The sequence below is a fragment of the Streptomyces humi genome, from assembly GCF_001005085.2.
Taxonomy (GTDB): Bacteria; Actinomycetota; Actinomycetes; order Streptomycetales; family Streptomycetaceae; genus Streptomyces; species Streptomyces humi.
In genome coordinates, this window is the sequence record NZ_LBMU02000020.1 from 1 (window position 1) to 20,304 (window position 20,304).

A 20,304-nucleotide genomic window follows, 5' to 3' on the forward strand; every position below is an offset into this window, starting at 1 on the left:
GGCTTCGGGGGTGCCGGGAGCGGGGGCTGTCGGTGGGGCGTCAACCCGTGGGGTGGCCGGAGCAGGTGACGGTGAGGTGGGGCGCGGTGCCGTGCCGCTGGGGGCGGGGGGCCGGCTCCGGGCGGCTGTGGCCGCGGTGAGGGGTGATGGGCCCGGGGGGCGTCGGGCGGGGCCCGCGACGCGGCCGAGTCGGTCGGACGCGCCGCAGGCCGGAGCGGCCCTCCCGGCAACGCGCCACCCCCGTGGACGCGTTGCAGGGGCCCCGACCCGAACGGGGGAGGACGGCCCGGGGCCCCGCCGGGTGTTCTGGGGCACCCGTGGGAAGCGATCTCCACGATGCCGTCCGCACCCCCCGCCCACCACCGTCATCTTGTTGCAACGGGGTCTCCGGAGGCCGGTCGAAACCGGGGCGTACCCCTGCATTGCGGCGCCCCGTCCGGGAGGAGCCGTGTTGCGGAGCCGGTCCGGACCGCTCATAGTTGCGCTGCGGAAGAGGTAGCAAACCGGGGGTGGAATGGGCGATGGCCGGGCACGGGACGGAGGAGCATCCACACGGAGCCGACCGACTGTGCGCCGCCGGGGATCGCGTGTACTCCCGGGCCGTGCGCCGGGGCCGGGTCCCGCGCACGGACGCCGACGCGGTGCCCTGTCTGCTCGAACTGGCGCTGCTGCACCCGGACCCCGACGACATGGACTGGCTGGTGCCGACCTCCCCGCAGGAGGTCATGACCCGGCTGCTGCGCGGGGTCTACGACGAGGTGACGGACAGCCAGCGACGCGTGGGCTCGGCGGTGGCGGCGTTCGACTGGTACGCCGGGCTGGGCCGGCAGCTGCCGGCGCTGACCGCAGCCGCCGACGGTACGGCGGCCATCCGCGTCCTTGACGGGCTGTCACGGATCCAGGCGGCCATGGACGCGGCGACGGAGGCCTGTACGACCGAGGTGCTCACCGTGCAGCCCGGCGGCATCCGCCGCGAGTCGGAGCTGACCGAGGGCCTGCACCGGGCTCTCGCCCTGCGGGGCCGCGGCGTGCGGATGCGCGACCTCTACACCCATGTCGCCCGGCACGGCCAGGGCCTGCTCAACTACCTGGAGCTGATGGGTGACGCGGTGGAGGCCCGTACCCTCGACGAGGTCATCGACCGGCTGATCCTCTTCGACCGCACGGTCGCCTTCATCCCCGCGAACGCGGACCGCACGATGGCCCTGGAGCTGCGCCACCCGGCCCTGGTCGAGTACTTCGTCACGGTCTTCGAACGGCTCTGGCGCCTGGCCATCCCGCTCACCGCCCCGCTGCCCGACACCGGCATCGAGGGCATCTCGCACCGCGAGCAGTCCATCGCGGCGCTGCTCGCCGAGGGCCACCAGGACGCGGTCATCGCGGAACGCCTGGGCATCAGCGTCCGTACCTGCCGTGCCCACATCGCCCGGCTCTCGGAGACGCTGGGCGCGGCCAGCCGTACCCAACTGGGCGTGCGGATAGCGCAGGTGGGCCTGGACCGGCCGCCGGGCGGGACCAGCGGGACGAACGGGCCGGGTGCGGCGCCGGCCGTGGTCAGCCTTCCCGATCAAGGATCCCCGAGCGTCCGATGAGAAAGCCGAGCTGGGCGCGGCTGTCGCTGCCGAGGGTCACGCCGAGCCGGGCGATGTGGTCCCGGGCGGTCCGGACGTTCATGCCGAGCCGTTCGGCGATGACGGCGTCGGTGTGACCCTCCACGAGCAGGGCGGCGATCGCCCGTTGGCGCGGCGTGACGCCGTCGACGGTGGGGCGGTGCTCGACGTCCGGATAGATCGGGGTGGCCAGCCGCCACAGCCGGTCGAAGACCGTGACGAAGTACGTGATCAGCGCGGGATGCCGGACCTCCAGGGCGAGTGAGCCGTCCGGGTCGGCCGGGACGAAGGCCACGGCCCGGTCGATGACGATCAGCCGGTCGGGCAGCTCGTCCAGGGCACGGGCCTCGAAGTCGCCCCGGACCTCCTCGAAGCCGCCGTAGACCTCCGGCACATGGCGCAGGGTGTGCTGGTAGAGGGCGCGGACCCGGGCGCCCCGGTCCAGGATCGCCCGGTCCCGGTCCCGGGCGGCAGCGGCGGCGGCCCGGCCGCGGGCGCCGGTGAGACCGGAGTGCGACTGGATGCAGAGCACCTCCCGGCCGGCCTCGGCCATGGCGTCGGTGATGGCCCTGTTGATGGAGCGGGTCCCGCTGTGCAGCCGGAGCGTCGGGGTGCCGCCCTCCAGCGGGGACGGCGCGTGCACCCGCATCAGCGGTTCGAACAGCTCCACCAGCTGCTCCTCGCGCCGGCGTTCGTCGGCGACGCGGGCGGCAGCCGAGCGCAGCAGCCGGTGCAGGGCCGTGGCGGGCGGCTCGGGCTCCAGCCGGTCCAGGTCGTCCAGCGCCGGGTGGAGGAGGCCGAAGTCGGTCAGGCAGGGCGCGTCGGCGGCGTCCCGGACGCTGATGTGCCCGGCGCGCAGCGCGCGTTCGTACAGCTTCGCGCCGGCCGGGCACAGCTCCTCGACCCCGTGGTCGCAGCGGGTCAACGAGCCGCCTCCGCGCGCCCCGGGACCGCCGGCCTCCCGTGCTCGGTGTGCGGGGTGGACGTCACCTGCCGCCGCCGTCCTCGGGGATCTTCCGGTCCAGGATCCCGGACTGGGCGATCAGGTAACCGAGCTGGGCGCGGCTGCCGCTGCCGAGCACCTGGGCCAGTTTGGCGATGTGGGCCCGGCAGGTGCGGACGTTCATGCCCAGGCGGCGGGCGATGGCCTCGTCCACGTGCCCCTCGACCAGGAGTTTCGCGATCGAGTGCTGGATGTCGGTGATGCCGTCGGGAGCCGTTTCGTAGGGGGCGCCGGCGCTCAGCGGCACGGCCCGGGTCCACATGAACTCGAAGACCTTGACCAGGTAGCGGACCAGGCCCGGGTGGCGCAGTTCCAGAGCGACCTGCTGGTCCTCGCGGATGGGGATGAAGGCGACCGTCTCGTCACAGATGATCAGGCGCTCCACCAGCTCGTCTATGGAGCGGTACTCCACCTTGCCGTCGGCGAGCTGGGCTCCGTAGGCCAGCTTCTCCTGGCTGTAGCGGGCGGTGTGCTGGTACAGCGTCCGGATCCGTACGCCCCGTTCTATGAGGGGCCGGTCGCGTTCCAGGCCGCGCAGCATGCTGGCCTCGGAGATCCGGTCGCTCGGCTGGACCGTGAGCATCTCCGTGTGGCACTGGGCGGTGGCCAGGTTGAGCGCGGTGTTGATGCGCTCGCCGCCTTCCAGCACCGTGATCGAGCCACCGCCCGCCGTCGGCTGGCCGCCGATGGACAGGAAGGGCTCGAAGGCCCCCGCGATGTCGGTGGCCAGCCGCCGGCGTTCGGTGATCTCGCGTTCGAGGGGGTTGAGACGCTGGGCCAGCGCGATCGCCGCCGGCACCGGCCGCAGCCAGTTCGGGTCGTCGGGGTCGGGGTGCAGCAGGGCGGAATCCATTAGGCAGGGCGCGGGTTCCGCGTCCGCGCGCGCGATGCGTCCCGCGCGCAGAGCGGCCGCATACAGCCGACTACCCTCCGTGCACAGCTCGTTCACGGCATGGGGATGTGTCGCATTTGAGTGACTTGTTACCAAAACTCCACCCCCCAGGGTCCTGAACATGCAGGAACATGATGCACCGATTGTGTGGCCACGACGTGCCCGAATGAGCCATCGTCGTACCTGACGGGGGAAAAGGGGACCTTCAAGTGAGGACGAAGCCGAAGATGCGTAACAAACTGCTTCGCTCGGTACTTGTCGCCGCCTTGTCCGCCGTCGCAGCCCTCGGGGTGCTCAGTGGCTTTTCGGCCGCCGGGAAGAGTGAGGTTCGTGCGAACAGCAGCTGGCCGTCGGTTGCCGTGAACTCCGAGACTGCCGGCGCTACTGATTCCGTGACCGATGGAGCCGGGAGCTGAAGTGACCACCCCACCCGACGACCGATCCTTCCGCCGTGAGATGGCCACCGCGTACCGATCCGGCTGGCATTTCATCGACCTGGTCACCGCCATCCCCCACAGTGGTGACTCGCTGATGGTGACCGTCTTCGGAGAACCGGTGGTCGTCACGAGGGACGAGGACGAGGACGTACGGGCGTACCGATGCCTGCGCAAGCCGCGGGGCGCGCCACAGCCCGTGCGCTGTGCCGTCCGGTACGGAATGATTTTTGTGAATCTGGACCAACGGGACCACCGGCTGGCTGAGCCGGAGGTACCGGACGTGAGGACCATCTCGGCCACCCCCCGCAGTGCCTGACGCGATTCCCCCGTCGTAACAAAGATCGCTCAGGTGCTTCCCCCCGCAGCGGCGTCACCGTGACCTGAACACGGTGACGCCGCTGCAGTTTTGTGGGGACATTTCCTGGTATCGGCCGCTTCCGGCCACCATTCACGGTGGCTGAAACCCGCCGGTGGAACGGGTCGACCGCCCCGGCCCCGGCGCGCCGACCTCCCCGCACCCTCCTGCGGAACAGTTGCCGGAAGACCTCCCGGTCGCACCTTGAGTGGAATAGACTCAAGTTTGTGTACGTTGGCTGAGTCAGTACCGGGACCAGCATGGGGACGTAGGAGGAGAACGCGAACGTGGACGCCGAGCTGACCAACAGGAGCCGGGACGCGATCAACGCGGCCAGCAGCCGGGCCGTGACCGAGGGGCACGCGGACCTCACCCCTGCCCACCTGCTGCTGGCTCTGCTGGCCGGGCAGGACAACGAGAACATCACCGACCTGCTCGCGGCCGTCGACGCCGACCAGGCCGCCGTACGCCAGGGCGCCGAGCGCGCGCTGGCCGCGCTGCCCAGCGTGACCGGGTCCACGGTCGCGCCCCCGCAGCCCAACCGCGAACTGCTCGCGGTCATCGCCGACGCCGGCGAACGCGCCAAGGACCTCGGCGACGACTACCTCTCCACCGAGCACCTGCTCATCGGCATCGCCGCGAAGGGCGGCGCGGCCGGCGAGGTGCTCGACCGGCAGGGCGCCACCGCGAAGAAGCTGGCCGAAGCCTTCCAGAAGGCGCGCGGCGGACGCCGGGTGACCACCGCCGACCCCGAGGGCCAGTACAAGGCACTGGAGAAGTTCGGCACCGACTTCACGGCCGCCGCCCGGGACGGCAAGCTCGATCCGGTCATCGGCCGGGACACCGAGATTCGCCGGGTCGTCCAGGTGCTGTCCCGCCGTACCAAGAACAACCCGGTGCTCATCGGCGAACCCGGCGTCGGCAAGACGGCGGTGGTCGAGGGGCTCGCGCAGCGGATCGTCAAGGGGGACGTGCCCGAGTCGCTGAAGGACAAGCGGCTGGTGGCGCTGGACCTGGGCGCGATGGTCGCGGGCGCCAAGTACCGGGGCGAGTTCGAGGAGCGGCTGAAGACCGTCCTGGCCGAGATCAAGGACTCCGACGGGCAGGTCATCACCTTCATCGACGAGCTGCACACGGTCGTCGGGGCCGGCGCGGGCGGCGACTCCGCCATGGACGCCGGCAACATGCTCAAGCCGATGCTGGCCCGCGGCGAACTGCGCATGGTCGGCGCCACCACCCTCGACGAGTACCGCGAACGCATCGAGAAGGACCCGGCGTTGGAGCGCCGCTTCCAGCAGGTGCTGGTCGCCGAGCCGACCGTCGAGGACACCATCGCCATCCTCCGTGGCCTCAAGGGCCGTTACGAGGCCCACCACAAGGTGCAGATCGCGGACTCGGCGCTGGTCGCCGCCGCGACCCTGTCCGACCGGTACATCACCTCCCGCTTCCTCCCCGACAAGGCCATCGACCTGGTGGACGAGGCCGCCTCCCGGCTCCGTATGGAGATCGACTCGTCCCCGGTCGAGATCGACGAACTCCAGCGCTCCGTCGACCGGTTGAAGATGGAGGAGCTGGCGCTGGACAAGGAGACCGACCCGGCCTCCGTGGAGCGCCTGGAGAAGCTGCGCCGCGACCTCGCCGACAAGGAGGAGGACCTGCGCGGCCTCAACGTCCGCTGGGAGCGCGAGAAGCAGTCCCTGAACCGGGTCGGTGAGCTGAAGGAGAAGCTCGACGCGCTGCGCGGCACCGCCGAACGCGCCCAGCGCGACGGCGACTTCGACACCGCCTCCAAGCTGCTGTACGGCGAGATCCCGCAGCTGGAGAAGGAACTGGAGGCCGCGTCCGAGGCCGAGGAGGAGACGGCCAAGGACACCATGGTCAAGGACGAGGTCGCCTCCGACGACATCGCCGACGTGGTCGCCGCCTGGACCGGCATCCCGGCCGGCCGTCTGATGGAGGGCGAGACCCAGAAGCTGCTCCGCATGGAGGACGAGCTGGGCCGCCGTCTGATCGGCCAGACCGAGGCCGTACGGGCGGTGTCCGACGCCGTGCGCCGGTCCCGCGCGGGCATCGCCGACCCGGACCGCCCCACCGGCTCCTTCCTCTTCCTCGGCCCGACCGGTGTCGGCAAGACGGAACTGGCGAAGGCGCTCGCCGACTTCCTCTTCGACGACGAGCGGGCGATGGTCCGCATCGACATGTCGGAGTACAGCGAGAAGCACAGCGTGGCCCGGCTGGTCGGCGCCCCGCCCGGCTACGTCGGCTACGAGGAGGGCGGCCAGCTGACGGAGGCGGTCCGCCGCCGTCCGTACACCGTGGTCCTCCTGGACGAGGTGGAGAAGGCCCACCCCGAGGTCTTCGACATCCTCCTCCAGGTCCTGGACGACGGCCGGCTCACCGACGGCCAGGGCCGCACGGTCGACTTCCGCAACACCATCCTGGTGCTGACGTCGAACCTGGGAAGCCAGTACCTGGTGGACCCGGTCCTCGGTGAGGAGGAGAAGAAGCGGCAGGTCCTCGAGGTCGTCCGGCAGTCCTTCAAGCCGGAGTTCCTGAACCGCCTCGACGACCTGGTGGTCTTCTCCGCCCTGGCCAAGGACGAGCTGGCCCGGATCGCCCGGCTCCAGATCGACCGGCTCGCCAGGCGGCTCGCCGACCGCCGGCTCGCCCTGGAGGTCACCCCGGAGGCCCTGGCCTGGCTCGCCGAGGAGGGCAACGACCCGGCGTACGGTGCCCGCCCGCTGCGCCGGCTGGTCCAGACCGCCATCGGTGACCGGCTGGCCAAGGAGATCCTCTCGGGCGAGGTCAAGGACGGCGACACGATCCGTGTCGACGCCTTCGGCGAGGGCCTGATCGTGGGCCCGGCGACCGCCGACGAGGCCGCCGGGAACAGCGGTACGGAGACCGGAAAGACGCTCTGAGCTGAATTCCGCCAACGGGAGGTGAACCCGCCGGGGCGGGGGTTGCCACCCCCCTCCCCGGATGGGAGAGGATGGCAGGATCCGTATGAAGGGAAAAACACGGTGACCATCGACCCGTCCTCGATTCCGAACTTCGGGGGCCAGCCCGAGCCGCAGCCCCAAGGACCGGCGGGCCCCGTCGTCCCGGATCAGGATCTCGTGAAGCAGCTCCTCGACCAGATGGAGCTCAAGTACGTCGTCGACGACGAGGGTGACCTCGCGGCGCCGTGGGAGCAGTTCCGTACGTACTTCATGTTCCGCGGTGAGGACGAGCAGGCGGTCTTCTCGGTGCGCACGTTCTACGACCGTCCGCACAAGATCGACGAGAAGCCCCAGCTGCTCGAGTCCATCGACGACTGGAACCGGCGGACCCTGTGGCCCAAGGTCTACACCCACACCCATGACGACGGCACGGTCCGTCTCATCGGTGAGGCGCAGATGCTGATCGGCACCGGCGTCGACATCAACCACTTCGTCTCGTCCACGGTCAGCTGGGTGCGCGCCGCGATCGAGTTCGACAAGTGGCTCGTCGAGCAGCTCGGCCTGGAGGAGGCCGTCAACGAGGCCGAGAAGCCCGAAGACGGCGACGAGTAGGCAGACGGAGCGGGCAGCAGACCTACAGCGGTGTGCGCGCGTACACGACGAGGTACGTGCCGTAGCCGAACGAGAGCCCGGCCAGGGCCGTGACCATCACCGTCGCGTGCCAGGGCCGGGCTCTCGCCGTGCGCACCAGCGCCCGGGCCGGCGGCAGCAGCAGCGGGAAGGCCGGGAGCAGGAAGCGCGGCTTCGACTCGAAGAAGCCCGAGCCGCCGAGCGCGATCAGCAGCAGCACGGCGGTGTAGGCGAGGAGCGGGAGCGGGGCCCGGTCCAGGGCCAGCAGGGCGTACAGGACCACCGCCGCCGCCACGATCAGCAGGGCCACCGGGAAGACGAAGCGGTTGGCGCCCAGCAGCAGCTCACGGACGAAGCGCAGCGAGCCCCGGCCCAGGTCGAAGCGGGAGCCCCACAGGCGCTGCACGTCGAAGTAGCCGCCGAGCAGGTCCCCGGTGCGGCCACCGACCCACAGGACGTACGCCGTCCAGCCGAGCGGGGCGAGCGCCGCGCCCGTCCACAGCCTGTGGGTGACCCGGCCGCCGTGGCGGCGCAGCTCGCAGGCGGCGGCGACGAGCACGGCCGCGGCGACCGCGAAGCCGTTCGGCCGGGACAGGCCCGCCAGCGCCGCCAGGGTGCCCGCCCACAGCCAGTTCCCGGCCAGCACCGCGTACAGCGACCAGGCGGCGAACGCGGTCAGCACCGGTTCCGTGTACGCCATGGACAGCACCACGGAGTGCGGGAGCAGCGCCCACAGCAGCACCAGCGCGGTGCCCACCGCACGGCCGTGCAGCCGGGCCCCCACCGCGTAGACACCGGCCGCGGCGACGGCCGCCGCGGTCCAGGCCACCAGGAGCCCGGCGCCCGCCCCGCTGAGCGGCGTCACGGCCGTCAGGGTGCGGATCAGGGCCGGGTAGAGCGGGAAGAACGCCAGGTCGCTGTGGACGATGCCGGGCCCGAAGTGCAGGGTGCGGCCGTAGCCGTGCGCCGCGATGCCCAGGTACCACGCCGAGTCCCAGGACCGGCCGAGCAGCGTCAGCGGATGCCGGCCGCCCGCCCACGCGAGCAGCGCGAACACGGCCATGCCGGTGAGCCGGACCGCCGCGAACAGCCCCACGGCGACCCCGCCGGCCGTGACGAGGGACAGCCGGGTGCCGGGCCGCTGGGCGACGGGCGGGGCGAGGGCGGTGCTGGCGTGGCTCACACTGGCACAGTGCCGTCGGACGCCGAGGGGAGCGAGAAATAGGCGCCCGATGGGGGGCTGCTAGCGTCCGGCCGCGTGAACGACAGCGTGAACGACAGCGTGAACGACAGCGTGAACGACAGCGTGAACGACAGCGTGAACGACAGCTTGGGCGACGGCGTGAGCGATGGCTTGAGCGACGGTGTGAACGACGGCCTGAACGACAGCTTGGGCGACGGCGTGAGCGGTGGCTTGGGCGACGGCGTGTATGTGGGTAACGCGGGTGTGGACGCGGCGCTGGACCGGGGGTGGCTGCTCGGGCACTTCAAGGGCCCCGGCGATCCGCGGCACAGCGAGGCCGTGGAGATCAAGTGGGGTGTCCACCCGCGCGGCGACGAGCGGGCGCGGTGGGTGGAGGGCGAGGCGCGCACCGCCCTCCTGGTCCTCGTCAGCGGCCGCTTCCGCGTCGAACTCCCCGGCCGCAGCGTCCTGCTGGCCGAGCAGGGCGACTACGTCGTCTGGGGCCGCGGGGTCGGCCACTCGTGGGTCGCCGAGGAGGAGTCGGTGGTCCTGACCGTGCGCTGGCCGTCCGTACCCGGCTACGCGGTGCCGGACGGCGCCGCGTAACCGGACCGGCGTCGGCTACGACAGCTGCCGCAGCCGCTCCGCCGCCTCCTTCAGGAGGTCCGCGCGCTTGCAGAACGCGAACCGCACGAACGGCGCGCCCGCCTCCCGGTGGTCGTAGAAGACCGCGTTGGGGATGGCGACGACCCCCGCCCGCTCCGGCAGCGAACGGCAGAACGCGAAGCCGTCGCTCTCGCCGAGCGGGCGGATGTCGGTGGTGATGAAGTACGTGCCGGCGGTGTCGCAGACCTCGAAACCCGCCTCCTTCAGACCCGCCGCGAGGATGTCGCGCTTGGCCCGCATGTCCTCGCGGAAGGACTCGAAGTATGCGTCCGGGAGGGCGAGGGCCTCGGCGACCGCGTACTGGAAGGGGCCCGAGGAGACGTACGTCAGGAACTGCTTCGCCGAGCGCACCGCCGCTACCAGCGCCGGGGCCGCCGTCACCCAGGCCACGCCTCGTTCGTACACCCATTCACAAGTGGTGCACCGGGCCCACCAGGGTCAGCGGTCGCCGACCGAGGCGCGGGCTGAGAAGTCCGCCGCTCTCCGGCGCACGGCTGAACGCACCGTGCGGATGGGTCGGGACCGGTGGATCGCTGCGGTTCACCGTCAGCTCTCGTAGTGGTAGCGGCACTGTGCGATCAGGACGGCGTCCTCGGTGGCCTTGTAGATCAGTCTGTGCTCGTCGTTGATGCGGCGCGACCAGTAGCCCTGGAATCCGTGCTTGAGCGGTTCCGGTTTACCGATCCCCTCGTTGCCGTTCCGGGCGATGTCCGCGATGAGCGTGTTGATGCGCTTCAGGATCTTCCGGTCCTGAAGCTGCCACCACAGGTAGTCCTCCCAGGCACGGGAGGAGAAGGTGATCTTCACCTCGGGGCCCTCATTCGTCGGTCGCCAGCTCGCGTACGGTGCCGCCGCCGTTCTCCAGCTCGTCGATGGAGGCGAGCAGGCGCCGGGCGTTCGCCGGGCTACGCAGCAGGTACGCGGTCTCCTTCAGGGCCTCATAGTCCTCAAGGGAGACGATGACGACCGGCTCATGTCCGGCCCGGGTGATGACGACCTCCTCGCGGTCGTCGGTGACGGAGTTGAGCACCTCGGCGTACCGCGCTCGGGACTCGGAATACGTCATGGTCTTCACGATCAACCCTTCTTCGACGTACAAGAAATTGTACGTCTCGCTCTGTGGTGCGACAAGCGCCGGCGCGACGGTCGGGAGCGTGCGGCCTCCGATACGGACGTTCCGGGCGGATGGAGCGGGGCGGGCGACGGAGACTTTCCGCCGCATCAAGCAGCGCCTCGGTGCGTTCGCGGAATGCGATCCGGACGCAGGGGGCGCCCGCTGCGGCAGGGAGCTTTTCTGGCCGTCGCGAAGACGATCAGGACCTCGTCGTACCGGCGCCTCAGAGAAACCTGTGGCCACTGTTATCCTCAACTCGCCGCGCGTGGGGGGAAGTTCGGGGGCGGATATGTCGCGGCAGCATCAACACACGCCTTTTCGACCGTCGACCTCCGTCATGCCTCTTTCCGCCGGAAGCCCCCAGGAGGCGACGATGGCTCGTCGTACCACCGCCCGCGGCATCGTCGCCGCGCTGGCAGTCCTCACCGTTGTCGCCGGTCCCGGTCCGCTCGTAGGCACGGCCGATGCGGGTGACGGCACCGGGAGCACCGCACTCGCGACCGAGAAGGTCTTCCAGTCCGACCGTTACCGGCCCCGCGCCGACCGGCTCTACAGCGCCGGTGCCGACGGCTACCTGCATGCCCAGGAGGGGCGCTCCGGCTATCTGTGGACGTCGTACGCCACCGGGGCGACGACCGAACTGGGCGAGCTGTCGCGACTCGAACTCGCCGGCTACCTGGGCTCGTCGTCCGACATCGTGACCGACGTCGTCTCGCCCACCCAGAAGGTCGTCCTCCGTGACCTCTCCTCCGCCACCAGCACCGACGTCACCCTCACCCACGGCACATACATGGCCACCTACGGCGCCCATGTGCTGACCCAGGCCCGGGACACGGACGGCAGCCGCAGGCTGTGGCTCTACGGCGGCGGTGCCCCCGCCGACGGCACCCTCGCCGACGGGTGGCCGGCCGGGATCACGTCGAACTTCCGGGTGCTGGGCGGCGACAGCGGCACCGTCGTCGTCGGCTACGTGCTGGGAGGCGTGCAGCACCTGGCGCTGGTGGACCTGGCCGCAGCGAAGGTCACCGGCGACGTGACCCTGTCCGTCCCTCCGGCAGCCGTCGCGCTGAGCGCGGACCGGTTGGTCTGGTACCCGTCCGGCACCACGCCGACGGCACACGTCCTGGACCGCGGTGACCTCACCTCCCCCGGGACGACGGTGACTCTGCCCGGCACCGAGGGCACCCCGTCGGTCGGCATCACTGGGGACTGGCTGGTGGTGGCCCGTACCGTACCGTCGGACCCCTCCAATCTGGCCGACGAGTCCGGCGAGCAGCTCATGGCCGTGCCCGTCACGGGCGGCGCCCCGGTCACGCTGCTCCGGCACGCGAACAGCTCCGTCGTATCCGCCCCCGACGGCAGCCTGCTGGTCGTCGGCGGCACCGACGCCGGGCACTGGGCGGTACGCCGGGTCACCGGCACAGGCGCGGACACCCCGGTACCGTCCGAACTGACCGCCGTACCGCCGATGGCGGCGAAGATCACGCGGCTGTCGCTGGAGAACGGCACCCTGGCCACCGACGAGGCCGACACCAGCTTCATGGGTGCGCACTACACCCGGCCGGTCGCCGCGGACGGTACACCCGGCACCCGGACCTGGCGGAAGTGGGACGGCCTCGGTTCGGGGCCGTACGCCACCGGGGACGGCCGCGCTGTGACGTTCACCGCCGACTCCGACCCGGTCGGCTCGTACGTCCAGTCCGTCGACAGCGACGACCAGGCTGGCTTCTTCTACCTGCCCTCGGCCTCCGGTACCGTCCTCGACGTCACCGGCCGCTACGCGGTCGTCAACGGTTCCTCCCCCAGCAAACAGTACGTCGGCGACCTCGGTGTCTACACCGACCTGCCGCCAGTCCTCACCCGCTCCGTCACAGCCGCCTCCGTCTGGGGGACCAGCCTGTGGACGCCGGGTTCCGGCAACGGTGTCGTCACCGCCAGGAACCTGAAGACCGGCGCGATCGCCGCCACCGTCAGCACCGGCGCGCCGTGCGTCCCCAAGGAGCTCCAGGTGGTGAGCCGCTGGATCTACTGGTCCTGCGGGACGGGCGGGACGGCCGGCGTCTGGGACCGTACGGCGAAGAAGAACATTCCCGTCCCCTCCGGCCAGGTCCAACTCGGCGACGGATACCTCGTCCGGCAGGACATGACGGCCGGGACGCTCCTCCTCACCGACTTCGCCGACGGCACCGCGGCCACCCGTGAGATAGCCGACCTCCCGGCGGCCACGTCCGGCGGGCGCGGGACGACCTGGACCGTGGACAAGTTCGGCGGGCCCGTCGCCTACGTCGACGCGGACCACCGGATCCACCTGGTGCCCAGCGGGGTCGCCACCCAGCCGCTCTCCGCCGTCGAGTCCGAGACGACCGGCAACGCCGGAGAGAGCAGCGCGGCCGGCGCCCCGTGGTGGCAGTGGCGCGGACTCCTCTCCAAGCCCGCCGCCTCCTGGACGGCCACCCTCACCAGCAAGGCCACCGGTGCCGTCGTCCGCACCCTGTCCGGCGGGGCGGTGCAGGGCGACCTGACCGTCCGGTGGGACATCCGCGACGCCAGGGGCGCGTTCGTCCCCAACGGCACCTACGCCCTCACGGTGACGATCCCGCCCGCCGACGGCTCGGGACGCGCGCTGACCGTGTCGCAGACGGTGAAGGTGTCCGACGGGGCCGCCGTACGCCACGACTTCACCGGTGGCGGTTCCTGGGCGCCCGACGGGACCGGCGACATCCTGACCCTCAACTCCTCCGGCACCATCAGCTACCGGCCGGGCACCGGCACGGGCACCCTGGGCAAGGCCATGTCCGCCTCTGGCTGGCCCACCTCCGTGAAGCTCGTCCCGTTCGGCGACCTCGACGGCGACCGGCGCAACGACATCCTCGTCCGGTTCAGCAGCGGCGAACTGCGGGTGTACCGGACCATGCTCGGTCAGGCGTTCCTCACCAACACCCCGCACACCTCGCTGGGCAAGGGCTGGAACCAGTACGACGTCCTGACCTCGCCCGGCGACATCAGTGGCGACGGCCGTCCCGACCTCATCGCCCGCAACTCCGCCACCGGCGCGGTCTACCTCTACAAGGGGACGAGCGCCGGAAAGCTCTCCGCGCGAGTGAAGCTCTACGCCGACTGGAAGACGTACAAGAAGATCGTGGGCGTCGGCGACCTCAACGGCGACGGCATCGGCGACCTGGTCGCACAGGACAAGTCCAACAACCTGTACCGCTATCTCGGCACGGGCAAGGGCACCTTCTCCGCACGCGTGAAGCTGTTCTCCGCCTGGGGCGGCTCGTACAACACCGTCATCGGCGTCGGCGACCTCACCGGCGACGGCAAGGCCGACCTCCTGTCCCGCGACACCTCAGGCAACCTGTGGCGCAACAACGGGAACGGCAAGGGGGCCTTCGGCGCCCGCACGAAGGTCGCCACCGGGTGGCAGGGGTACAAAGGGATCTTCTGAGCGGTGACGAAAAACGCGCCACGGGCTGGTCGACCTCGAACCCGGCTGCCCGCAGGCCCGCCGTCGGGACGAGGGAGCCGAGCGGGCCGTTGGCCGTGGCCCAGCCCGCACCGTGTTCACGCACCCGCTCGCGTGCCGGGTGGCAGGCCCCGCCGAGGGAGGCCCGCGAGCTCGTCCGTCCACCGCGCCGTTGTATGACCTGCGTCATCTGCGCGCTGTGCCGTCAGTCGGGCCGGCACCCTTGCTGGCACGGCTGTCGGTTGTTACCCGGCCAGCGTCTTGAGCCGGGTGGCGGCCTCCTCCAGCACAGCTGACTGCTTGCAGAACGCGAAGCGGACGAAGGGCGCACCCTGCTCGCGATGGTCGTAGAAGACCGCGTTGGGGATCGCGACCACCCCGCAGCGCTCCGGCAGTGCACGGCAGAAGGCGAAACCGTCGCTCTCACCAAGGGGCCGGATGTCGGTGGTGATGAAGTACGTGCCGGCCGGGCGGAAGACCGTGAACCCCGCCTGCTCCAGGCCGCCCGCGAGCAGGTCCCGTTTGGCCAGCATGTCCGCGCGGAAGTCCGCGAAGTACGAGTCGGGCAGGCGCAGGGCCTCGGCCACGGCGTACTGGAAGGGCCCGGAGGCGACGTACGTCAGGAACTGCTTGGCCGAGCGGACGGCGGCGACGAGATCGGGGGCGCCGGTAACCCAGCCGACCTTCCACCCGGTGAACGAGAACGTCTTCCCGGCCGACCCGATGGTGACCGTGCGCCCGCGCATCCCGGGCAGGGTGGCGAGGGGCACGTGCTCGGCGTCGTCGTAGACCAGGTGCTCGTACACCTCGTCCGTCACCACCAGCAGGTCCCGCTCCACCGCCAGCTCGGCGATCGCGGTCAGCTCGGCGCGGGTCAGCACCGTGCCGGTCGGGTTGTGCGGGGTGTTGACCAGCAGCAGACGCGTGCGCGGGGTGACCGCGGCGCGCAGCTCGTCGAGGTCGAGGCGGAACGCGCCGCCGTCCGGACGCAGCGTGACCGGCACCCGGGTGCCGCCGGCCATCGCGATGCAGGCCGCGTAGGAGTCGTAGTAGGGCTCCAGCGCGACGACCTCGTCACCGGGCTCCACGAGGGCCAGCAGGGCCGCCGCGATGGCCTCCGTGGCGCCCGCCGTGACCAGCACCTCGGCGTCCGGGTCGTACGACAGCCCGTACCGGCGCTCCTGGTGCGCGGCGATCGCGGCGCGCAGCTCGGGGACGCCCGGACCCGGCGGGTACTGGTTGCCGCGCCCCTCGCGCAGCGCACGCACGGCGGCCTCCCTGATCTCCTCGGGGCCGTCGGTGTCCGGGAAGCCCTGCCCCAGGTTGATGGAGCCGGTGCGCAGCGCCAGGGCGGACATCTCGGCGAAGATCGTGGTCCCGAACTCGGCGAGCCGGCGATTGAGGAAGGGGCGTTCGCTGGAGGTCATGCCGGTCATCCTGCGCCCGGACTCCGGACTTCTCCAACTCACGTCCGGGGGGTGGGACCTGCCTTTCGACGAGCTTCGAAAGGATGGAACACCGCCTGCGGACACGTGACGCTGTGGTTGACCGGCCCACAGAACGGGGCCGGACACGGATGGGGGATCGTCATGCTGCGAAGAATCACGACGGCGACGGCAGCCGTTGCACTCCTGGTCGGCGTCGGACTCACCGGCACGGCCTCGGCCGCGCCTGCGAAACCCGCCATATCCTGCGGATACGGTCACATATGCGGCTGGGACGCCTACGGGCATACGTTCGACTTCTACCGCTGTGACATACAGCGCCTGAAGTACATGGTCGGCCAGGGCACCCTGGACAACAACCAGACGCCGGGAACAGAGGCCGTTCTGTACTCGGACAGCCAGGGGTCCGTCTACACCTACTCCATAGCCCCTGACCACTACATGACCGTCAACTGGACGGACGTCTGGTGGATAGCACCCTGCTGAGCGCTCGCCCCTGACCTGTGCTATTCGCGCAGCTCAGGGGCCTTTTTAGGGCCTTTACCCTCAGAAGTTCCTCAACTCTGCTTTGGCTGCCGGGGCGGCCGGGCATCCCAGGTTCACGCCGCGCTGCCGCGGCGGCCGGGGCGCCCACGGGGGGTCGCCCCAGGGGGAAGGAAAGCAGGTGACGCCATGAGCGCCGTATTCGTCGTGGTGGTGGCCGCGATCGTCTGTCTGGCGATCGTCCGGGGGGTGGCCCGCAGGGGCGGGTCGGGCAAGGGGTCGGCGTCCGGCGGGGGCGGGTCCTCCTCGTACGACGGCTCGCGCAGTTGGTGGGCGGGGGACGGCGGCGGGTCGTCGTCCTCGTCGCACGGCGGGCACGGCGGGGGCCACCACGGGGGGCACTCCTGCGGTGGCGGTCACTCCTCGTGCGGTGGTCACTCCTCCTGCGGCGGAGGGTCCTCGTGCGGCGGCGGCGGTGGCGGCTGCGGCGGGGGCAACTGACCCGGGGGAGGGAGAGCCGGCGGGGAGCCGGAGGGAACGGGGGACCGGGGGAGACGGGGCGTCCGGCGGGAGGGCGGGGGAGCTCTCCGCGGACGCCCCGGCGCGCGCCGGGTGGCCCACGGCGCACGACATGGTTGAACAGTTGAGCTGTGGAGCCCTCTGAGGGATGGAAACCCCACGAAGTTGGGTAAAAACGCTGTGGCAGCGCCACAGTTCATGATTCCCTCTAAATCACCAAAGCAGCACCTCGGACGTCCTGACGACACCCCTCCCCGGCTGGGCCGGCCGGGCCGATCTCCCGGTGTCGACCGAGGTGCGCCGGACCCACTCCCCCTTCTTTTGCGTGCTAGCGGAGCCGATCCATGCTCACGACCCTCAACACCTCCTACACCGATACGCGCGCGGCCGACCTCGCCTGGGCCCTGGGGCGCGAGCCGTTGCCCGCCCTGGCCACCCTCGACCTGGAACTGAGCGGGGCGAAGCTACAGCTGAGACTGCTCGGCGCGTCCCACCAGGTGCTCCTGGAGGAGGAGCGGGGCGGCTGTTCGGAGACGGTGGCGTGCATCCCGGGGTCCAGCACCCCCCTGCCGCTCGGGGTCGCCAAGCGCAACGGCGACTGGGAGTACGAGTTCGCGGCCCGCGTCGAGGTGCTGTCACCCGGCTCGTTCGCGGGCCGCGCCCAGGAACTGCTCGCCCTCGTCTCCGAGCACCCGCACGGACTCGCCGGGGTCTTCCCCGGCAGCCCGCACGCGTTCACCGCGCTGCTCGCCCAGCGCCACGAGGGCCAGGTGCACTGGCGGACCTGGCACGCCTACCCGCAGGACGGCCAGTTGGTGGCGACCAGGACCAGGGTCGGCGTGCGGGCTCCGGTGGCGCAGTCCATCGGTCGATGACATAAACCAACTGGGCGTCAAGGCCCGTGAGTTCCACACGTGTGGGTGACGAAGCGTACCGAGTGAGTGACGTAACGTCGCAGCGTGATCGAACCGCACGCACCCGCCCCGCCCGGCGCACCGCCGCCCTGGGGCACCCTTGCGCCGCTGCCCGTGCGGCCGGGCACGGGGCGCCTGCTGGTTCTGGCGTGTGTCTTCGTCTGCGCGGCCTGCGGGCTGGTGTACGAACTCGAACTCGTCGCCCTCGCCTCGTACTTGATCGGTGACTCGGTCACGCAGGCCTCCGTGGTGCTGTCCGTGATGGTCTTCGCGATGGGTGTCGGCTCGCTCGGCGCGAAGCGGCTGCGCTGGCACGCGGCGGCCGGATTCGCCGCCGTGGAGGCCGCGTTGGCGCTGGTCGGCGGATGCAGCGCGATGGCCCTGTACGCCGTCTTCGCCTGGACCGGCGGCTGGGGCGGCCTGTGGGCGGCCGGTCCGCGCTGCCTGCTGGTCGCCTTCTCCCTCGCCATCGGCCTGCTCATCGGCGCCGAGGTGCCGCTGCTGATGGAACTCATCCAGCGGATCCGCCGCCAGGACGCGGGCGGCGCGGTGGCCGACCTGTTCGCGGCGGACTACGTCGGCGCGCTGGTCGGCGGTCTCGCCTTCCCGTTCCTGCTGCTGCCGGTGCTGGGCCAGCTGACCGGCACCCTGCTCACCGGCACGGTCAACGTGGTGGCCGGCGGTGCCCTGGTCCTCGGCCTGTTCCGCCGCGACCTGTCCCGGCGGGCCCGCTGGACGCTGGTCGTCACCAACCTGACCGTCCTCGGCGTCCTCGCCTCCGCCGCCGTCCTCGTCGACGACTTCGAACGGGCCGCACGGCACGCCGTCTACGGCGCCGACGTCCGGGTCGCCCTCCAGACAGACGTCCAGGAGATCGTCCTCGCCGGCGGCACCCACGGCCGGCCCCTCGACCTCTTCCTCGACGGCCGGCTGCGGGTCGGCGGCCGGGACGAACGCCGGTACCACGAGGCCCTCGTCCACCCCGCGATGAACGGCCCGCACGCCCGCGTGCTGATCCTCGGCGGCGGCGACGGCATGGCCGCCCGCGAGGTGCTCCGCGAGCCGGGCGTCCGGCGGGTCGACGTGGTGGAACTCGACGCCGGACTGATCCGGCTCGCCCGCCGCGACCCCGCCCTCGCCGCGCTCAACGGGCACGCCTACGACGACCCCCGCGTCCACGTGGTCACCGCCGACGCCTTCCGCTGGCTGCGCGAGGCACCGCGCGCCGGCTACGACGTGGTCGTCGCCGACCTGCCCGACCCCGGCATCACGGCCAGCACCAAGCTGTACTCCGAGGAGTTCTACGGCCTGGCCCGCGGCGCCCTCGCCCCCGGCGGCCGGCTGGCCGTGCACGCCGGCCCCGTGCAGGCCCGTCCCGGCGTCTTCTGGACGGTCGCGGCGACCATGCGGGCGGCGGGCCTGGCGCCGGCCCCCTACCGGGTCCTGGGCCAGGACGCCGGCTTCACCCCGGGCCCCGACCGCTCCGCGGGCGAGTCCAGGGCCCCGCACGACTGGGGTTTCCTGCTGGCGACACCGGGGCGCCGGCCCCCACGGCTGCGGCTGCCCTCCGACGGGCCGCCCCTGCGCACGCTGACCCAGCGGGAACTGACCCGGGACGCGCTGCCACCGCCCCCGCCGGGCCTGCCGGTCTCCACCCTGGTGGACCCCCGGTACTGAGGCGGTACCGGGGTGATGTGGCCGGGGCGGGCGGTTCGCCGTGCGTCGAGGAGGGTGTGCCGGCCCGACTCCTGGGTACGCTCAGACGCCATGGAGCACCAGGTGTACGTACCGGCCCCGAGCGCGCGGCTCCGGGACGCGCTGGCCGACCCCGAGCGGGTCGCCCGGGCGGTCCCCGGCCTCCAGCAGGACGCGGGCGCCGCCCCCGGCACCGGCCGGCTCAAGGTCCGGATCGGCGGCCACTCGATCACCTACCGGGGGGCCCTGCGGGTCAGCGCCCGCGACGACGGGTCCTACGCGGTCGACGTCGACGCCACCGAGGCCCGTGGCACCGGCACGGTACGGCTGGCGCTGGTCCTGCGCCTCGCGGACGCGGACGAGGGCTGCGAGGTCACGGTGACCGGTACCGCCTCGGCGGGCGGACGGGCGGCGGAGCTGCCGGCGGAGGCGGTGGAGTCGGCGGCGGCGAGGCTGCTGGGCCGCTTCGTGGAGGGGCTGGCGGAGGCGGAGCCCGAGGCCCCGGCCGGACCGGCGCCGACGGTCTTCGAGACGGAGGTCCCGCCACCGTCCCTGGCCCCGGGACCGGCGGAGCCGGTGGAGGTGCCGATCGAGGAACCGCTCCCCGAGATCTTCGCGGAGGCGGCCCACGCCCGCCGCACGATGATCGGCCGCAGCGCGGAGGAGGTCGACCACGCGCCGCCCCGCGGCCGCTACGCACCGGTCCCGGCCCCCCAGACGGTGGCCGCGAACTCCGCACTGCGCTGGGCGGCCCCGGCAGCGGCATTCGCCCTGGCCTCGGCCATCGTGGTGACGAGGGCACTCCGCAAACGCCGCTGAGTCAGGGCGCGCCCCGAAAAGAGCGCTGGGGGTACCCCCGGCCGAAGGCCGGGGAGGAACTGCGCGAGCAGGCCCCATCCACTTCACACCCGCGCCCGAAAGCCGACCCCCGTCCCCCAGTACTGTCATCC

17 protein-coding genes and 1 pseudogene are annotated in these 20,304 nt (G+C 71.7%); 11 read left to right on the top strand and 7 right to left on the bottom strand.

Features of this window, described 5'->3' with window-relative positions; genetic code table 11:
* Window positions 1-521 precede the first annotated feature (521 nt).
* Window positions 522-1,592 carry a helix-turn-helix transcriptional regulator gene (locus AAW13_RS07340; protein ID WP_071659465.1) on the top strand — a complete coding sequence of 357 codons (1,071 nt, stop codon included), beginning with the start codon at window positions 522-524 and terminating at the stop codon, window positions 1,590-1,592.
* On the opposite strand, the gene AAW13_RS07345 is transcribed toward AAW13_RS07340, so the two are convergent.
* On the bottom strand, window positions 1,555-2,535 hold the full coding sequence (locus tag AAW13_RS07345) for a helix-turn-helix transcriptional regulator (protein WP_046730459.1): 981 nt from the start codon (window positions 2,533-2,535) through the stop codon (window positions 1,555-1,557). The genes AAW13_RS07340 and AAW13_RS07345 overlap by 38 nt on opposite strands.
* Before the next feature lie 61 nt (window positions 2,536-2,596).
* Window positions 2,597-3,628 (bottom strand): helix-turn-helix domain-containing protein, encoded by a 1,032-nt coding sequence (locus AAW13_RS07350; protein WP_071659466.1) that lies wholly within the window; start codon window positions 3,626-3,628, stop codon window positions 2,597-2,599.
* 333 nt (window positions 3,629-3,961) lie between these two features.
* Between AAW13_RS07350 and AAW13_RS07355 the strand changes: the two genes are divergently transcribed.
* From AAW13_RS07355 to AAW13_RS07365, 3 genes are all read left to right on the top strand, one after another.
* Window positions 3,962-4,258 (top strand): Rieske (2Fe-2S) protein, encoded by a 297-nt coding sequence (locus AAW13_RS07355; RefSeq protein ID WP_046730465.1) that lies wholly within the window; start codon window positions 3,962-3,964, stop codon window positions 4,256-4,258.
* A gap of 326 nt (window positions 4,259-4,584) precedes the next feature.
* Complete coding sequence (gene clpB, locus AAW13_RS07360) at window positions 4,585-7,218, top strand: ATP-dependent chaperone ClpB (RefSeq protein ID WP_046730457.1); 2,634 nt, start codon at window positions 4,585-4,587, stop codon at window positions 7,216-7,218.
* A gap of 102 nt (window positions 7,219-7,320) precedes the next feature.
* A complete protein-coding gene (locus tag AAW13_RS07365; RefSeq protein WP_046730456.1) occupies window positions 7,321-7,851 on the top strand; it encodes a type III secretion system chaperone family protein in 531 nt (176 codons plus the stop codon).
* A gap of 22 nt (window positions 7,852-7,873) precedes the next feature.
* On the opposite strand, the gene AAW13_RS07370 is transcribed toward AAW13_RS07365, so the two are convergent.
* Complete coding sequence (locus tag AAW13_RS07370) at window positions 7,874-9,052, bottom strand: hypothetical protein (protein WP_420855441.1); 1,179 nt, start codon at window positions 9,050-9,052, stop codon at window positions 7,874-7,876.
* 231 nt (window positions 9,053-9,283) lie between these two features.
* Between AAW13_RS07370 and AAW13_RS07375 the strand changes: the two genes are divergently transcribed.
* Window positions 9,284-9,658 carry a cupin domain-containing protein gene (locus AAW13_RS07375; protein WP_046730463.1) on the top strand — a complete coding sequence of 125 codons (375 nt, stop codon included), beginning with the start codon at window positions 9,284-9,286 and terminating at the stop codon, window positions 9,656-9,658.
* A gap of 15 nt (window positions 9,659-9,673) precedes the next feature.
* Here AAW13_RS07375 and AAW13_RS07380 read toward each other — a convergent pair.
* The 3 genes and pseudogenes from AAW13_RS07380 to AAW13_RS07390 form a co-directional block, all read right to left on the bottom strand.
* A pseudogene (locus tag AAW13_RS07380) lies at window positions 9,674-10,108 on the bottom strand (aminotransferase class I/II-fold pyridoxal phosphate-dependent enzyme); the annotation flags it as partial.
* Between the two features lie 156 nt (window positions 10,109-10,264).
* Entirely contained in the window at window positions 10,265-10,525 is a 261-nt protein-coding gene (locus AAW13_RS07385) for a Txe/YoeB family addiction module toxin (protein ID WP_046730454.1), read from the bottom strand.
* Window positions 10,526-10,535: 10 nt separating this feature from the next.
* A complete protein-coding gene (locus AAW13_RS07390) occupies window positions 10,536-10,793 on the bottom strand; it encodes a type II toxin-antitoxin system Phd/YefM family antitoxin (RefSeq protein WP_046730462.1) in 258 nt (85 codons plus the stop codon).
* A 412-nt stretch (window positions 10,794-11,205) separates the two neighbouring features.
* Between AAW13_RS07390 and AAW13_RS07395 the strand changes: the two genes are divergently transcribed.
* Window positions 11,206-14,280, top strand: coding sequence for an FG-GAP-like repeat-containing protein (locus AAW13_RS07395; RefSeq protein WP_046730453.1), 3,075 nt, complete (start codon window positions 11,206-11,208; stop codon window positions 14,278-14,280).
* A 263-nt stretch (window positions 14,281-14,543) separates the two neighbouring features.
* On the opposite strand, the gene AAW13_RS07400 is transcribed toward AAW13_RS07395, so the two are convergent.
* Window positions 14,544-15,734 carry a pyridoxal phosphate-dependent aminotransferase gene (locus AAW13_RS07400; protein WP_046730452.1) on the bottom strand — a complete coding sequence of 397 codons (1,191 nt, stop codon included), beginning with the start codon at window positions 15,732-15,734 and terminating at the stop codon, window positions 14,544-14,546.
* A gap of 153 nt (window positions 15,735-15,887) precedes the next feature.
* On the opposite strand from AAW13_RS07400, the gene AAW13_RS07405 reads away from it, so the two are divergent.
* From AAW13_RS07405 to AAW13_RS07425, 5 genes are all read left to right on the top strand, one after another.
* Window positions 15,888-16,229 (top strand): hypothetical protein, encoded by a 342-nt coding sequence (locus tag AAW13_RS07405; RefSeq protein ID WP_143144985.1) that lies wholly within the window; start codon window positions 15,888-15,890, stop codon window positions 16,227-16,229.
* 186 nt (window positions 16,230-16,415) lie between these two features.
* Entirely contained in the window at window positions 16,416-16,727 is a 312-nt protein-coding gene (locus AAW13_RS07410) for a hypothetical protein (protein WP_071659467.1), read from the top strand.
* A 362-nt stretch (window positions 16,728-17,089) separates the two neighbouring features.
* Window positions 17,090-17,620 (top strand): DUF2617 family protein, encoded by a 531-nt coding sequence (locus tag AAW13_RS07415; RefSeq protein WP_046732614.1) that lies wholly within the window; start codon window positions 17,090-17,092, stop codon window positions 17,618-17,620.
* An 84-nt stretch (window positions 17,621-17,704) separates the two neighbouring features.
* Window positions 17,705-19,336 carry a polyamine aminopropyltransferase gene (locus tag AAW13_RS07420; protein ID WP_046732613.1) on the top strand — a complete coding sequence of 544 codons (1,632 nt, stop codon included), beginning with the start codon at window positions 17,705-17,707 and terminating at the stop codon, window positions 19,334-19,336.
* A 90-nt stretch (window positions 19,337-19,426) separates the two neighbouring features.
* Window positions 19,427-20,173, top strand: coding sequence for an SRPBCC domain-containing protein (locus AAW13_RS07425; protein ID WP_063777093.1), 747 nt, complete (start codon window positions 19,427-19,429; stop codon window positions 20,171-20,173).
* The last annotated feature ends 131 nt before the right edge of the window (window positions 20,174-20,304 follow it).